Raw genomic sequence first — 14,813 nt, 5'->3', positions numbered from 1 at the left:
CCCTCGGTCCCTAGAGTCACGCCCGTGAAGATCAATCAAACCCTGCGCCGGGTCGGTCTGCTGGCGGTCGCCGGCGCCGTCGCTGCCGGCTCGCTCATGCTGGGTGCCACCAACGCCCAGGCCGCAGTCTCGCCCAAGACGGCTTCGTACTGCAGCGGGCTGCAGCTGAACACTGCCTGCACCATCACCATCACCCAGTCCACGGGGCGCAACGAGGGCCAGACCATCGCCGGTGTGGTCCGCATGCGTCCGAACATCGTCGTCTCGCTGCGCGCCTTTGAGGTGCAATGGGACCCGGCCGGCAAGCCCAGCGGTGTCAAGGCCATCGGCCCCGCGTTCAGCGTGACCACCGACGCCACTGGCCGTGCCAACTTCGATGCGCCGACCCAGGCGCTGACCGCACCGAGCACCGGTGGCAGCAACAAGTTCCTGGTGCAGGCCTCGGACTTCACGGCGACCCAGTGGCGCAGCGGCACCGGCATCCTCGGCTCGGGCTCGATCGCGCCCTCCTTCGAACTGCGCTCGGCCCGTGCACAGGTCTACGCCAGCAATGGCTACGGCACGGGTGATTCCCGGTACTACCTGACGAACCTGCGCGCCGGCATTACCGGCCACCAGTTCACCATGCAGATCTATGCCGGTGGCCGGTGGGTCGATGCCCGTTCGGGCGGCAGCACCACCAATGGTGTCGTCGACACGTCCGGCCTCGCCACGCTGCGCTGGGCCAAGCCCTCCAGTGTCGGCACCGGTGTCTACCAGCTGCGCCTGTTCAACCTGACCAAGGGCATCGCGGTCTCGACGTCGAGGCTCGCCGTCTACCTGCCGCCATCGGGTGTCTGGGGCGACCAGGACGGTGACCGCAAGGCCGACATCCTCGCCGTCGATTCCTACGGGGTGATGCGCACCTACATCACCCGCAGCGGTCCCACCCTGTCCGAGGGGTTCAACATCGGCTCCGGCTGGGGCTCGATGACCTGGGTCTCGACGCTGCCCGACATGGACGGCAACGGCCGTTCAGAGATGCTCGCCCGCCGCAACGACGGCACGCTGTGGCTGTACAAGGGCACCGACTTCGGTGCCTACGGCAGCGCCATCAAGGTCGGGTCGGGCTGGACGGGCCTTGACCAGCTGACGATCCTGCCCGACATCAACGGCGACAAGGCGCCCGAGATGCTGGCCCGCACGAAGGACGGCCGCCTGCTGCGCTACCGCGTGACCTTGTCGGGCGCCGCCTACGTCAACCAGGTGGGCACCGGCTGGGACGGCATCAGCCGCGTGATTTCACTGGGCGACCTGACCCGCGACGGCATCGCCGACATCACGGCCATCGGCACCAACGGCAACCTGTACCGCTACGCACTGAACCGCAACGGCCAGGTGTTCTCGTCGGCCCAGGTCGGCCGTGGCTGGACCGGCATGACCGCTGCTTTCTCACCCGGCGACATGGACGGCGACGGCACCCGCGACCTCGTCGGGCGCCGCTCGGACGGCCTGCTGTTCTTCTACAAGAACCAGGGCAACGGCAGCTTCGGCGCGGCCAAGCAGATCGGCTCGGGCTGGAACGGCGTTCGCCTGTTCACCTGATCCCCGGCCACTGAACCGGCCACCGACGGCTCGATTGGCACCCCGGGCGCGACCTCTGCTAACGTATGGTCTCGCGCCCGGCGGTGCCGGGAGCAGCCAAGCACCACGGTGCGATCCCCTGTAGCTCAATTGGCAGAGCATTCGACTGTTAATCGAACGGTTGCTGGTTCGAGTCCAGCCGGGGGAGCAGAGCAGACCAAGCGCCCCTTCCGGGAATCCTCCGGAAGGGGCGTTTGTCGTTGTCAGGGGTGTTGCCGAGGCTGATCTCAGTGCACCGGCCCGGGCACCTGTGCCAGCGTCGTCAGGAACGAGTCGGCCCAGCGGTCGATGGTGTGGGTGCCGACCTGGCGGCGCAGCGCCTTCATGCGCCGGCGCTTCTCGGCCGGTGAGTCAAAGCCTGCCTTGACCAGCGTCTGCTTCAGCCCGTTCAGGTCATAGGGGTTGACCATGTAGGCCTGCTTCAGCTCGCGCGCCGCACCGGCGAACTCGCTCAGCACCAGCGCCCCGTCGTCGTCGGCATGGCAGGCGATGTATTCCTTGGCCACCAGGTTCATGCCGTCGCGCAGCGGGGTGACCACCATCACGTCGGCGATGCGGTACATCGCCGCCAGTGTCGCCCGCGAATAGCTCGCGTGGCGATAGACGATCGGTGCGCGCACCAGGTCGGCAGTGTGGGAATTGATGCGCCCCACCAGCAGGTCGATGTCGTCACGCAGCTTGCGGTATTCGTCCACCCGTTCGCGTGACGGCGTCGCCACCTGGATGAACGCGACCTTCGTCGGGTCGAGCTCACCTGACTCGAACAGTTCACCGAATGCCCGGAACTTCTGGCGCAGCCCCTTGGTGTAGTCGAGCCGGTCCACACCCAGGTAGATCACTTCCGGGTGCCCCAGGTCGTCCAGCAACTGCTCGGCATGCGCAATCACCTCGGGGGTGTTGGCGAGGTCCCGGTAGCCCTGGGTGTCGATCGAAATGGGGAACGCCCGGGCGATCGAATGGCGCCCGTCCGGCATCTCCACGGAATCCTTGGTGACCGGCAGCGGGGTGTGGGTCTTGACCAGCTGCAAGAAGTTGCGGGCCCCGCCGACGGTCTGGAAGCCGACGAGGTCTGCACCCAGCAACCCTTCGAGGATCTGACGACGCCACGGCAGTTGCAGGAACAGTTCGACGGGCGGGAACGGGATGTGCAGGAAGAACCCAATTTTCAGGTCCGGCCGCAGGTCGCGCAGCATCTCGGGCACCAGCTGCAGTTGGTAGTCCTGCACCCACACCGTCGCGCCCTCGGCGGCGACATCGGCGGCCAGCTGCGCGAAGCGGCGGTTGACCTGCTGGTAGGCGTCCCACCACTCGCGGTGGAACTCGGGGAAGGCCACCGAGTCATGGTAGAGCGGCCACAGCGTGGCATTCGAGAACCCCTCGTAGTACTCCTCGACCTCGGCCTTCGACAGCGGTACCGGCACGATGTGGTAGCCGTCGTGGTCGAACTCCTCGACGACCTCGTCGGGGGCGCCATGCCACCCCACCCAGGCGCCGCCGTGCTTGCGCATCACCGGTTCCAGCGCGGTCACCAGGCCACCGGGCGAGGTGCGCCAGGTGGTGTTGCCATCGTCATCGACGGCCCGGTCCACGGGCAGTCGGTTGGCCACCACCACGAACGTGGCGCGGGTATCGGGGGAGGTCTCGGCGGGCATCGGTGCTCCTTTCGACACCGCCACCCTATCGACAATCGGTTTCCCGGGGCTGGAGGGTGTCTAGGGTGGGGTGCATGAGCGCATCGTGGCAGGCCACCTCAGCGCGTGGCGGAGACATCATCGAGTCCATCGCGAACGACCCCGACGGCACCCTGGTTGCCAGCGACTTTGACGGCACGCTCGCCCCGATCGTGGACGATCCGGGTGCCGCCCACATCGACCCGGCGGCGCTGGCGGCGTTCGCCCGGGTGGCCGGTCTTGTCGGGCAGGCGGCGCTGGTGACCGGCCGGGGACTGGACTCGGTGCGCGAATTGGGCCGCCTCGACGACACCCCGGGCCTCGAGCGGCTGGTCGTGAAGGCCCAGTACGGCGTCGAGACGTGGGACGCTGCCACGGGTGAGGTCACCCGGCCGCCGCTGCCACCACAGATCGGGCAGGCCGAACAGCGTGTCGCCGACCTGCTCGAGCAACTTGGCGCCGAAGGCATCGACGTCACCGGTGTAGGCCTTGAGGACAAAGGTCGCGCCCTTGGCGTGCACACCCGCCAGACCCACGACCCGGACGGCCTGCTGGCCCGGCTGCGGGAACCCGTCGCGGCCATCGCCGACGACCTGGGCCTGCACGTCGAGCCCGGCCGGATGGTCTGGGAACTGCGCGCCACCCCCGGCACCAAGGCGCAGGCGCTCGACGCGCTGCTGACCGCGCACAACAGCCGGGTCGCCATCATGATCGGCGACGACCTGGCCGACATCACCGCCTTCGACCGTCTGCACGAGCTGGCCGCGGCTGACGGCCTGCAGGTGGCGGCGGTGGCCTCGTCGTCCGCCGGCGAACAGCCCGTCGTCGAGCAGCACGCCGATGTGGTGTGCGCGGGCCCCGGGGGCGTGGCCGAGTGGTTGAACGCGGTCGCCGACGCCATCGAGGCCCGTCGCGGGCGCTGAGCAGGTTCAGCCGAACATGCGGATGCCGGCCCAGCCGGTGCCGATCAGCGTCGCCGAGCTGAACTGCCCGCCGCCGAGGTGCCGGTAGGCGTACAGGTTGCCGTCGCCCCGTCGTCCGACCAGGTCACGCCGTCCGTCACCGTTGAGGTCGCCCGGTGAGAACGCGGCGGTGAACGTCGTCCACCCCCGACCCACCTGGAACGAGCCCGTGATGGCCCCGCCGGTGCCCAGGGTGTAGCTGATCAGGCGTCCATCCTGGGCGACGGCCAACAGGTCGGCATTGCTGCCGCCCGACGAGTTGCCGACAGTGGTCAGGATGCGGATGCCGCCCCAACCGGTGCCGAGTGTCGCCTGGTGGGCCATGCCGGTCGCCGTCAACCTGTACGACTGCAGCCGGCCCGCCGCATCGACGGCCACCAGCTCGGGGAATCCGTCACCGGTGACATCGGGCAGCACCGTCAACAACGAGTCCGCCTGCCAGGACGACCCGATCTGCACCGCGGTTCCCCAGTGGCCGCCACCGCGACCCGGGTAGTAGAACAGCGCGCCGTCGGTGCGCCGGGCGACGAGGTCGTGGCGGCCATCCTTGTTGAGGTCGGGGGTGCGCGACATCCAGTCCATCGAACCCCAGCCCTGGCCGACCACCTGGGCACTGCCCAGCTTCAGGGTGCTCGTGGTGTTGTAGAGCAGCAGCCAACTGGCCGGGCCCACGGCGAGCACATCGGCTCGCCCGTCGCCGTTTTCGTCACCGAAGACCCTGGCTGGCGGCGGTGGCGGGGTGGCGCCGGCGGCGTTGCAGTCCATCGTCGAAGGACGCACCGGCGTCGTCCCCGGGTAGTTGCGGCAGACGCCGAGGCCACGGGCGGCCAGCCCCGACTTCATCTGGCTGAGCGCCGAGGAGTTGAAGGCGTTCCACTGCATGTGCATCAACACCGACGAGCCGGCATAGGCGTTGTTGATGACATAGCTGACCACGCTTGACTGCGACTTGCCCTGCCAGTCGTTGGTATCGATGTTCCACAGCCACGGCTGCATGCCGACCGCGGCATAGGCGTTGAGCACCGTCGAGTTGTAGGCCCCGTAGGGCGGACGACCGTAGCTCGTGACCACACCGGGGGCCCCGAGTTCGCGCACCACGCCCGCATAGGACAGCGTGGTGAGGTTGGGGTGGCTGATGGAGTGGTTGAACACGTAGTGGCCGTGGGCCCGGGCGTAGGCGGCGTCGAATCGCCCGGCCGAGATGCAGTCACCGGTCGGGAACAGGGCCAGCCCGATGTCCAGCGACTCGGCCGCCAGCACCGTGTTGCGGAAGGCGCTGAGCGAGGTGGGGCAGTCGTCGAACGTGAGGGTGACGCGGCTGGTGTTGTTGGGGCCACGGCGCATGTCATAGGCGCCCTGGGCCAGCGTGGGTGACGACAATGCGGTGACGACACCGAGCCCCGTCGCCACAGCCAGTGCGGTGAGGGCGCTGAGCAGGCGCCTGGTGATGCCGGACATCTCGACCTCCATGTCGAGTAGCGCCGCCGGCGGTGTGCCGGAGGGGATCTCTACTCGAATGGTAAGAGTGTTATGGGGTCGATGGCAGGGGCTGGACGGCTGTATCACAACATTGTTGTGATTCTCTTCCCTTGCGACAGCAGCACCGCGAGACTGGTGCCCAACAGCCGTGCCGACAAGGGTGATGACCATGTGGCGCCGACCTGATCCACCGACCGTGCTGGCCGCGGTCGCCGATGAGCTCCAGACCGCCCTCAACCAGGCCTGGGCCAGGGCATCTCGTACCCGCGCCCCGGCGCTCGACCCCGTGCTGGGCCACCCCGATGTCGTCCGCGCGCTGGCCCGGATGACCGATGGTTGCTGCGCCTACTGCGAGCGGGCGCTCCCCGAGTCGGGCCCGGACTCGCTGGTCGTCGCCCACCACCGTCCGGCCTGGGGTGCGGTGGGACTCGACGGCAGCGTCGACCTCGACGCCTACCACTGGCTCAGTTACGAATGGACGAACCTGTACCCGGCCTGCGCTGACTGCGTGCGTTCGCGGGGCAGCAGGTTCCCGGTGGACGGCGCGCGTGCACCACAGGGGCAGCCGGTCGACGACGAGGAAGCGCTGCTGGTCGACCCCCTCACGGACGACCCGGCGACATTCCTGCGCTTCGAGGTCGACGGCACCGTGACCGCGCTGGCATCCCGCGGCACACTGACAATTGACCAGTTCGCGCTCAACCGCGACGCGCTGGTCAGGGCACGGCGTGGCGTCATCGAGGGCATCCGCAGCAGCAAGTCCGCCCCGGGCGCAGACTTCCGCACGCTGCGCCGCCAGTATGCGCAGCCGTCGGGCCTCGTGCCGCAGCTGCTCCAGATGGTCGGCCCGTCCATGCCACCCACCGCGGGTGCCGAGCCCGGCGAACAGGGCTACTACGCGACCACCGCCTGGATCGAGCGCATCGTCATCAAGAACTTCCGCCCCATCCGCGACATCGCACTCGACCTGTCGCGCTCGACCAGCGACGAGGGGCCATGGACGGTGCTGCTCGGTGAGAACGGGTCGGGCAAGAGCTCCATCCTGCACGCCATCGCACTCACCATGATGGGTGGCGAGGCCCGCCGCGAACTGGGCATCGACGCGCGCAAGTACCTGCGCCACCGCGCCCGCAAAGGGCTGGTGCAGGTCTGGCTGCAGGGGCGTAGCGACCCCCTCGAGCTGGTCTGGGGTTCGGGCGATGACATGTTCAGGGGCCCGCAGCAGGTACCGGCCCTGCTGCTCGGCTACGGCGCCACCCGGCTGCTGCCGCGCCTGGGCGCCAGCCCCGCCACCGACACCCGCAGGGTGCGGGTCGACTCGCTCTTCGACCCGCTGCGCCCGCTCACCGACCCGACGTCGTGGCTGCTCTCGCTCGATGACGACACCTTCGGCGACGTCGCCGCCGGCATCCACGACCTGCTGGCGCTCGACCGGGATTCCCGGCTGGTGCGCCGCCGCGGCAAGGTCGTGCTGCGCGCCGGCAAGGATGATGCCGACCTGACCACGCTGAGCGACGGCTACCAGTCGATGGTGGTGATGTCCTGCGACATCCTGCGCAGCGTGCTGCTGAGCTGGACTGCGCCGGCGCTCGCCGAGGGCATCGTGCTCATCGACGAGGTGGGCGCCCACCTGCACCCACGCTGGCGCCTGCGCGTCGTGGGCGCGTTGCGCAGGCTGATGCCCCGGGTGCAGTTCATCGTCACCACCCACGAACCGTTGTGCCTGCGCGGCGTGCGGGACGGCGAAGTGGTGGTGGTGCGCCGCAACACCGACGGCGACGTCATCACCATCACCGACCTGCCGCCCGTGAGCGGCATGCGCATCGACCAGTTGCTCACCTCGGAACACTTCGGTCTGGGAGCTACCGACGATCCCGAGGTCGACGAGCTGTGGGAGGCCTACTACCGGCTGCAGGCACGCAAGCAGCGCACCGCTGCGGACCGCGCCGAGCTGGCCCGCGCAGAGCAGAGACTCGGTGAACTGCAGCAACTGGGTGCCACCGAGCGGGAACGGCTCGTGCTCACTGCGGCGAGCCAGTACATCGCCCAGCGCCGTGAAACCGGCGACACGGTGGCCGCGCCCCCCTCCGACGTCACCGACAAGCTGGCGAAGCTGTGGGCCAAGCACCTGCCGGGCGAGGTGTGACATGCGTCATGTGGCGATCCCGCCGGAACCACCCAGCCTCAGCGATGACAGGACGCAGCGCGAACGCCGGCTCGTCAGCGACTTCTATGCGCACTGGGACGGCCGGGCGAAGTTTGATGGCAAGAAGTTCCAGGCGTACAAGAACGAGGACGTCCGCGACAGGCTCGAGGCCGTTTTTGGCGGCAAGTGCGCCTATTGCGAAAGCGTCTATGCCGCCACACAGCCGGTGGCCATTGAGCATTTTCGTCCCAAGGGTGAGGTGACCATCAACAAGGTGCGCACCCCACCCGGTTACCACTGGCTCGCCAGTCAGTGGACGAACCTGTTGCCCTCATGCACCGACTGCAACAGCGCCCGCGGCCAGAAGATCCCCGGCGAGAAGGACCCGCGGGTGGTCGGCAAGGCCAACGCCTTCCCGCTCGCCGACGAGTCGACCCGGGCGAAGGTCGAGGGCGACGAGGTGCACGAGGCCCGGCTGCTGCTGCACCCGTACTTCGACGAACCCGAGAAGCACCTGGTCTTCCGGTGGGACAAGGGCGACTTCGGCGACGGCTGGGTCGAGCCGGCCATCATCGACGACGAGCCCAGCCCGATGGGGACAGCCACCATCGAGGTGTGCGCGCTGCGGCGCTCCCGGTTGGTGGCCAACCGTCGCGAGCGGCTGGTCGAACTGCTTGCCCACCTCGAATCGGTCGTCGAGGCATTCGAGAATGTGACACGCCACCCCGATGACGAGCGGTTCGTGGCCCAGTTCGAACGCAGACTGCGCGATGTACAGCCGTTCGTCGCCGATTTCGCGCCATATTCCGTCATGTGCCGTCAGGTGGTCGCTGCCTACCAGCGTCGATTGTTCACCGCAACACCTCGATGAAGGAACAATGCCATGAGCAATGCCACGAGCAACCCATCGGCCTACACGTCGCCCCGGCTTGAATGCGACATCGTCATGAAGGGTGGCATCACCAGTGGTGTGGTCTACCCCCAGGCGGTCGCCGAGCTGGCCCGCACCTACCGCTTGCGCCAGGTGGGCGGCGCGTCAGCCGGGGCCATCGCGGCCGCTGCGGCAGCCGCCGCCGAACTCGGACGACACCTGGGTGGCGGCTTCGAAGAACTCGACCGCATGCCCGCCGACCTGACCCGCCAGGGGCCCGACGGCCGTTCCACCCTCGCCACGTTCTTCCAGCCCACGAAGACCGCCGCACCGCTGTTCGGGCTGTTGGGTGCCATCGACGGGCGCACGGGTGGCGGGCTGGTGCGGGCGGTGCTGGTGCACCTGCTGGCGGCGTTCTGGGTGCCGGTGCTGCTCGGGGCCCTGCCCGGACTGGTGATCATCGTCGTCAGCGCGCTGGGCAGTGGTCCTGCACTCCTGGCCGGCATCATCGCGGGCCTGCTGCTGGCGCTGATCGGGCTGGTGGCTGGCCTGGCCTACGCCGTCGTCCAGCGGTTCGGCGCGATCGCCACCGACGACCTGGGCATGTGCACGGGCATGCCGGGGGTCGACTCGGGCAATGCACCCGCGTTGACGCCGTGGTTGCACGCCAAGATCGCTTCGTTGGCCGGTCGCGGCCCGGGTGCCGACCCGTTGACGTTCGGCGACCTGGATGCGGCGGGCATCACCCTGCAGATGATGACCACCAACCTGATGCGCCACCAGCCGATGACAATGCCGTGGGCGTCGCGGGAATTCTTCTTCGACCCGCGGTACTTCCGGCGGCTGTTCCCCGCGGATGTCGTGGACTGGATGGTGTCGCACCCGGCGCCCCTGCCCAGTGGCAAGGCGGCGGCCTTTGACGCCCAGGTGCTGCGCGACCAGGCAGCGCCGCTGGTGCCGTGGCCAGCGGCAGCCGACCTGCCGGTGGTGGTGGCGACGCGGATGTCGCTGAGCTTCCCGGTGCTGATCCAGCCCGTGCGGCTGATGGCGGTCGACTACAATCAGCCGGACAACCGCGAGGCGCGTGACCTGCTGCCCGACTGGCGCCGCGACAACCCGATGGGCAGTACCGCGCAGGCGGCGTCCCAGTTGCCCGCACCGCGCTTCGACCCGGTGTGGTTCACCGACGGTGGGCTGTGCGCGAACCTGCCCGTGCACTTCTTCGATACCCCACTGCCGAAACGGCCGACGTTCGCGTTCAACCTGGGTGGTTTCCCGCCCGGCATGGCCAAGAGTGATGACCAGCGGCAGAACAGTCACCTGCCCACGTCGAACCAGGGTGGCGCGCTGCGGCCATGGTTCCCGCTCGAGGCGAAGGGCCCGGCCGCATGGGTCGGGTTCTTCCTGTTGATGTTCCACACGGCGCGCGACTGGGTTGATGGTGAGCAACTGGTCATGCCCGGCTACCGCGACCGCATCGTCACGGTGTTCAACGACGCGACCGAGGGCGGCATGAACCTCAACATGCCAGCAGAGGTGGTGCAGGCGCTGTCCCTGCGTGGCAAGTACGGGGCGCAGAAACTGGTCGACACGTTCACCGGTGAGGGCTGGACCAACCATCGCTGGATTCGCTTCCGCACCTCGACCGCAGGGCTGGGGGTGTGGCTCGAGAAATTCCGTTCCGGTTATGCGGACGACACGTCCGGTGGTGTGCCCTATGCCCAGCTGGCGGGGCCGGGCGCCTCGGGGCCGCTGCCGAGTTATGCGCCGCCGTCCGGGGCAGCGCGCGCGGTGGTCAACGAGCGGACGGGTGCACTGGTCGGGCTCGCGCAGGACTGGGCCGGCGACGATGCCATGGGGGCCGGGGCCCCGACGCCGCGGCCACAGTTGCGGCTGGTGCCGGGGGATGGGACCGCGGCGGGGCGGGCGGCGATGCAGCGGCGGCCCTGAGCGGCGCTCAGAAGACCCGCGTGCCGGCAATCACCGTCCCCGTCACGGTGCCATGCTCGTCCAGTTCGACACTGTCGCCGCCCCAGGACTCGATGGTGCCCGGCTCGGCAACGAGCGTGAGCGGGGTGCGCGAGGCCCGCTCGATGACCTGGTCGACGGGCAGGCCCCAGCCGACGGCCGTCCGGACGCAGTCGAGCAGGCAACTGCCCGACCCCGCGAGCCGGGTGGTGCCCGGCAGCCGCAGCGCGCCGTCCGGGGTCACCTCGACCTGGCCACCCACCGGGGTGTCGTACACCCCGGGCGGGCTGCCGGCCAGGGCTGCCGCATCGCTCACGATGAATGCCCGCGGCCCCTTGGCGGCGAACGCCACCCGCACGAAGTCGGGGCTGCAGTGGTGTCCGTCGGTGATGAGACCCGGGGTCAGCGGCAGGTCCAGCTGGGTCCACAGCAGGTTGGGTTGCCGCGGCAGCATGGCTGCGCAGCCGTTGCCCAAGTGGGTCGAGAGCGTCGCGCCGAGCCGTTGTGCACGGGCGAAGTCGTCGGGTGCGCCGTCGCTGTGGCCCAGCGAGACCAGAACGCCACGGTCGACCAGCGCTGCGATCGCCTCGTCGGCGCCGGGCACCTCGGGGGCAAGCGTGACGATCCTGATGAGGCCGCGGCCCGCCTCGAGCACCGCACCCACCTCGGCCGGGTCCGGCGGACGGATCCAGCGCGGGTCGTGGGCGCCGCGGGGTTCGGGCCGCGGCGAGATCCACGGCCCCTCGAGGTGCACCCCGATGATGCTGTCGCGTACGAGCGCATCCGCTTCCCTTGCCGCGTGCACGGCCGCCAGGGTGCGCTCAATCTGGGCCATGCCGGCCGTCACGATCGTTGGCAACCAACGGGTGGTGCCGACCTGCCAGAGTTCGTGTGCCAGGGCGGTGATTGTGGCGGGGGTGACATCGGGGTCGTTGACGTCGAGGCCGCGGTAGCCGTTCACCTGCAGGTCGACCAGACCGGGCAGGTGACGGGGCAGGGTGTTCACCGCCGGGACCCCTCGAGCTGTGTCATCCCGAGCTGTGCCGCGGCTTCGGTGTCCAGCACCGTCAGCACGTTGTCATGTGTCTGCAGGATTGATGCCGGGCAGGCCGGCCCCACGGGACCCGTCAGGGCGTCCTTCACGGCCGCGGCCTTGCGTCGTCCCAACACTGTGCAGATCACCTGGTGGGCCGCCATCAGGGCTGCGGGCGTCAACGACAGCGCGCTGCGCGGAACCTCGGCCAGGGTCGCGAAGCAGCCGTCGTCCACCTGTTGTTCGCGAGACGCCAGGGTCAGGTCGACCTCACGCACCAGCTCGTCGGGCCTGGCGGGGTCATGGGGTTCATTGAAGGCGATATGGCCGTTGACCCCGATGCCGACCAGGGCCAGGTCGACGGGGCCGTCGGCGATCAGGCCGGTGTAGCGGGCGACCTCTGCGTCGGGCTCGGCCAACGAATCGAGCCGGTGCAGGGCGACTGCAGGGTCGAGGCGGTCGGCGAGCCAGCGACCGAACCCGGCCGGATGGTCGGGGCTGATGCCGAGATATTCGTCCATGTGCAGCGCTGTGATGGCCGAGAAATCCAGGTCGGACGCCCGCAGCGTCGCCAACATCCCCTCTTGGGACGGCGCCGAGGCGAAGATGACGCGGGCATGGCCACGCTCGCCGATCACTCGCCGCAGCACCTCAACGGCGGCTCGGCCCGCGGCCGCACCAGCGGCGCCGGCGTCGGGTGCGATCTGGGTCTTCATCGGGTGGTCCCCGCTTTCTTCGTGGATGTCCTGGGCCCGGCATGCGGTGCGGGGCCGAGCGATTCCCGCAGGATCGGCACCCCGTCGATCGAGACCTGCCGGGTGGCCTCGGGTGACTTGAGCAGGCCGGTCACCGCGCCCATCACCTGCTCGGCGAGCTCGTCATAGGGGGCGCGCACCGTGGTCAGGCTGGGCGAGGTCACCAGCGCCACCGACGCGTCGTCGCAGCCGACCACACTGATGTCCTCGGGCGTGCGGATGCCACGGGTCTGCAGGCCCTTGATCAGCCCCGACGCCATCAGGTCGTCGAAGCAGAAGACGGCGGTCGCCCCCGACTGTTCGACGGCCCCGGCCATGGCGATGCCGCCGTGGATGGACGGCTCACAGTGACCGAGTACTGTCAATTCGACATTGCGGGCGCGCGCCCACGACTCGACGTCGTTGATGCGCTGGGCGGCGGCCCACGAGTCGGTGGGGCCGGCGACAGCCGCGATGGCGTGATGGCCCTGCGCGAGCATCTCGTCGCCGAGTTGCCACAGCGCCTCCCGGTTGTCGACGACGACGCACGAGGCGCCCGGGATCAGCCGGTTGATGAAGACCAGTGGCACCTCTTTGCGGCGACGCGCCATGTAGGTCATCACGTCATCGCGGGGGGCGGCGACGACGAGGGCGTCGACGACGCCGAGCACACGGTCGAAGATCTCGGCCTGCTGGGTCTCCATGAAGCGCCAGTCGGTGACCACCACCGACAACCCCATGGCGGCACCCAGCCGCGACATCGAATGGAACAGCGTGGTGAAGTACATGTTCTCGATGTCGGGCACCAGCAGCCCGAGCAGCCCGCTGCGCCCGGTCACCAACTGGCGTGCGGCCACATTGACCCGGAACCCGCGCTGCTCGGCGAGCGCGAGCACCTTGGTGCGCAGCTCGGCGCTGACCAGTTCGGGGCGGCTGAACGCACGCGAGACGGTAGCCGGGTGCACCCCCAATTCCTCGGCGAGTGAATAGATGGTCGGTTTGCTGGTCATTCGTGCCTCCTGCCACGCACATGGTCGACATTGACCCATGCAGATGAGTGTGCCCGTGATTCCTCGGCAGCGAAGGCCATCCAGTGACTGTCAGTGGAACGCGACCACGCGGTGACGGGGTCGTCCTCTTCGCCGGCCAGCACCCGCACGAACGAGTCGACCAGGCCGGTGTCTCCCATTTCATGGCCGTCCCCGGTGTCGACGTGGATCACCTCACTGGCGCCGAGGCCGAAGGGGCGCACCCCATCACCATCGGCGCCGGCGAACCGGCGCACCTCGATGCGGCCCGATTCCATGTGGCCGAGCAGTTCTGCGTCGGTGCCGAAGATGCGGACGGTGCGGGTGTCCTCGCCCGTGAAGGCGCTGGCGGTGAGCACGGCCGTGATGCCGTTCTCGAAACGCACTGACGTGGTCTGGTGGTCGGGCTGGGTGTTGTCGCAGTGGTAGACGCAGCGGCCGTAGGGGCCCTCGGCGATGGCGCGGCGCCTGGCCTCGCGATCCTGGCGGGGTTCGACCATCGACACGGGCCACCCGCTTGCCTCGCCGAGTTCTTCGACGTAGAGCTGCACGGCGTTGTGGGGGCAGGAATTGAAAAGTGCACAGCCGTCCATGCAGCGCAGCGCCGCACCCACAGGTGCTCGTTCCGGTCGGAAATGGGTGAGCTCGCCCTGCGAACTCACCCGCTCGGCGGGGGAGTCGGCCAACCACGACAGGATGTCGAGGTCATGCGAGGTCTTGGCCAGGATGATGGGGCCCGCCTTGGCGGAATTGCGGAACACCCCACGCACATAGGAATGGGTGAAGTGCCAGTAGCCCATGTTCTCGTTGTGCTGGATGTGCACCACGCGGCCGAGCGCGCGGCTGGCAACAATGCGCTGCACTTCGCGGAAGAACGGCTGGTGGCGCAGCACATGGCAGGTCAGCACCGGGCGATCCTGGGCGCGCACCAGGGCATCGATCTCGGCGAGTTCGTCGCGGCTGCGTGCCAGCGGCTTCTCGCACAGCACGGCGTAACCACGTTCCAGCGCCGCGCGCATCGGCTCGAGCCGCATGTTTTCGGTGAGCGAGAGCACCAGGCCATCAGCCAGCCGCGGCTGGGCCAGCAGGTCCTCGGCCGAGGTGTAGCACTGGCTCTCGTCCAGACCCAGCAGGTCGCGCACCTGGTCGCGGTAGCGCGGGTCGTGCTCGGCAATGGCGGTCACACGCACCCGTTCGGGATGGTCGGCGCACCAGCGGGCATAGGCATTGCCGCCCCGGTTGCCGCAGCCGAGGATGACGAGGGTGGGGCGGGGGTCGTGCGAGGTCATGGGCATTTCC

At 69.0% G+C, this 14,813-nt stretch carries 11 protein-coding genes and 1 tRNA gene; 6 read left to right on the top strand and 6 right to left on the bottom strand.

From position 1 onward, the window contains the following. The first annotated feature begins 24 nt into the window (after positions 1–24). Together ACQCX5_RS03115 and ACQCX5_RS03110 are read left to right on the top strand one after the other, a co-directional pair. Complete coding sequence (locus ACQCX5_RS03115) at positions 25–1,584, top strand: FG-GAP repeat domain-containing protein (protein ID WP_434540513.1); 1,560 nt, start codon at positions 25–27, stop codon at positions 1,582–1,584. Positions 1,585–1,698: 114 nt separating this feature from the next. Beyond that, positions 1,699–1,771: transfer RNA gene (locus tag ACQCX5_RS03110), tRNA-Asn, on the top strand. 79 nt (positions 1,772–1,850) lie between these two features. Here ACQCX5_RS03110 and ACQCX5_RS03105 read toward each other — a convergent pair. After that, complete coding sequence (locus ACQCX5_RS03105) at positions 1,851–3,275, bottom strand: alpha,alpha-trehalose-phosphate synthase (UDP-forming) (protein WP_434540512.1); 1,425 nt, start codon at positions 3,273–3,275, stop codon at positions 1,851–1,853. Positions 3,276–3,349: 74 nt separating this feature from the next. Here ACQCX5_RS03105 and otsB point away from each other — a divergent pair, with 74 nt between their 5' ends. Further along, entirely contained in the window at positions 3,350–4,216 is an 867-nt protein-coding gene (gene otsB, locus ACQCX5_RS03100) for a trehalose-phosphatase (protein ID WP_434540511.1), read from the top strand. Positions 4,217–4,222: 6 nt separating this feature from the next. Here otsB and ACQCX5_RS03095 read toward each other — a convergent pair whose 3' ends face one another. After that, positions 4,223–5,713, bottom strand: coding sequence for an FG-GAP-like repeat-containing protein (locus ACQCX5_RS03095; RefSeq protein ID WP_434540510.1), 1,491 nt, complete (start codon positions 5,711–5,713; stop codon positions 4,223–4,225). Between the two features lie 190 nt (positions 5,714–5,903). Here ACQCX5_RS03095 and ACQCX5_RS03090 point away from each other — a divergent pair, with 190 nt between their 5' ends. The 3 genes from ACQCX5_RS03090 to ACQCX5_RS03080 are packed head-to-tail and all read left to right on the top strand — an operon-like array spanning position 5,904 to position 10,701. Next, entirely contained in the window at positions 5,904–7,880 is a 1,977-nt protein-coding gene (locus ACQCX5_RS03090; protein ID WP_434540509.1) for an AAA family ATPase, read from the top strand. Between the two features lies 1 nt (position 7,881). Then, a complete protein-coding gene (locus tag ACQCX5_RS03085) occupies positions 7,882–8,751 on the top strand; it encodes a hypothetical protein (protein WP_434540508.1) in 870 nt (289 codons plus the stop codon). Positions 8,752–8,763: 12 nt separating this feature from the next. Continuing rightward, on the top strand, positions 8,764–10,701 hold the full coding sequence (locus ACQCX5_RS03080) for a hypothetical protein (RefSeq protein ID WP_434540507.1): 1,938 nt from the start codon (positions 8,764–8,766) through the stop codon (positions 10,699–10,701). Positions 10,702–10,708: 7 nt separating this feature from the next. Here the strand turns inward: ACQCX5_RS03080 and ACQCX5_RS03075 are convergent, their stop codons facing one another. The 4 genes from ACQCX5_RS03075 to ACQCX5_RS03060 are packed head-to-tail and all read right to left on the bottom strand — an operon-like array spanning position 10,709 to position 14,803. Then, positions 10,709–11,725 carry an N-acetylglucosamine-6-phosphate deacetylase gene (locus ACQCX5_RS03075; RefSeq protein WP_434540506.1) on the bottom strand — a complete coding sequence of 339 codons (1,017 nt, stop codon included), beginning with the start codon at positions 11,723–11,725 and terminating at the stop codon, positions 10,709–10,711. After that, positions 11,722–12,468, bottom strand: coding sequence for a 6-phosphogluconolactonase (locus ACQCX5_RS03070; RefSeq protein WP_434540505.1), 747 nt, complete (start codon positions 12,466–12,468; stop codon positions 11,722–11,724). Before ACQCX5_RS03070 ends, ACQCX5_RS03075 begins: the two co-directional genes overlap by 4 nt. Beyond that, positions 12,465–13,496: a LacI family DNA-binding transcriptional regulator gene (locus ACQCX5_RS03065; protein ID WP_434540504.1), complete on the bottom strand. Its 1,032-nt coding sequence runs from the start codon at positions 13,494–13,496 to the stop codon at positions 12,465–12,467. Before ACQCX5_RS03065 ends, ACQCX5_RS03070 begins: the two co-directional genes overlap by 4 nt. Further along, a complete protein-coding gene (locus ACQCX5_RS03060) occupies positions 13,493–14,803 on the bottom strand; it encodes a Gfo/Idh/MocA family protein (protein WP_434540503.1) in 1,311 nt (436 codons plus the stop codon). Before ACQCX5_RS03060 ends, ACQCX5_RS03065 begins: the two co-directional genes overlap by 4 nt. Positions 14,804–14,813: the final 10 nt, after the last annotated feature.

Origin of the sequence: Aestuariimicrobium sp. G57, assembly GCF_050110855.1 — a bacterium.
Lineage (GTDB): Bacteria > Actinomycetota > Actinomycetes > Propionibacteriales > Propionibacteriaceae > Aestuariimicrobium.
Note: the sequence above shows the minus strand (reverse complement) of the source record. Positions and strands in the feature narration are given on the sequence as shown.

Coding starts and splice junctions, on each gene's coding strand:
- ACQCX5_RS03105 (WP_434540512.1), bottom strand. CDS start 3,275: ATGCCCGCCGAGACCTCCCCCGATACCCGCGCCACGTTCGTGGTGGTG.
- otsB (WP_434540511.1), top strand. CDS start 3,350: ATGAGCGCATCGTGGCAGGCCACCTCAGCGCGTGGCGGAGACATCATC.
- ACQCX5_RS03095 (WP_434540510.1), bottom strand. CDS start 5,713: ATGTCCGGCATCACCAGGCGCCTGCTCAGCGCCCTCACCGCACTGGCT.
- ACQCX5_RS03090 (WP_434540509.1), top strand. CDS start 5,904: ATGTGGCGCCGACCTGATCCACCGACCGTGCTGGCCGCGGTCGCCGAT.
- ACQCX5_RS03085 (WP_434540508.1), top strand. CDS start 7,882: ATGCGTCATGTGGCGATCCCGCCGGAACCACCCAGCCTCAGCGATGAC.
- ACQCX5_RS03080 (WP_434540507.1), top strand. CDS start 8,764: ATGAGCAATGCCACGAGCAACCCATCGGCCTACACGTCGCCCCGGCTT.
- ACQCX5_RS03070 (WP_434540505.1), bottom strand. CDS start 12,468: ATGAAGACCCAGATCGCACCCGACGCCGGCGCCGCTGGTGCGGCCGCG.
- ACQCX5_RS03065 (WP_434540504.1), bottom strand. CDS start 13,496: ATGACCAGCAAACCGACCATCTATTCACTCGCCGAGGAATTGGGGGTG.
- ACQCX5_RS03060 (WP_434540503.1), bottom strand. CDS start 14,803: ATGACCTCGCACGACCCCCGCCCCACCCTCGTCATCCTCGGCTGCGGC.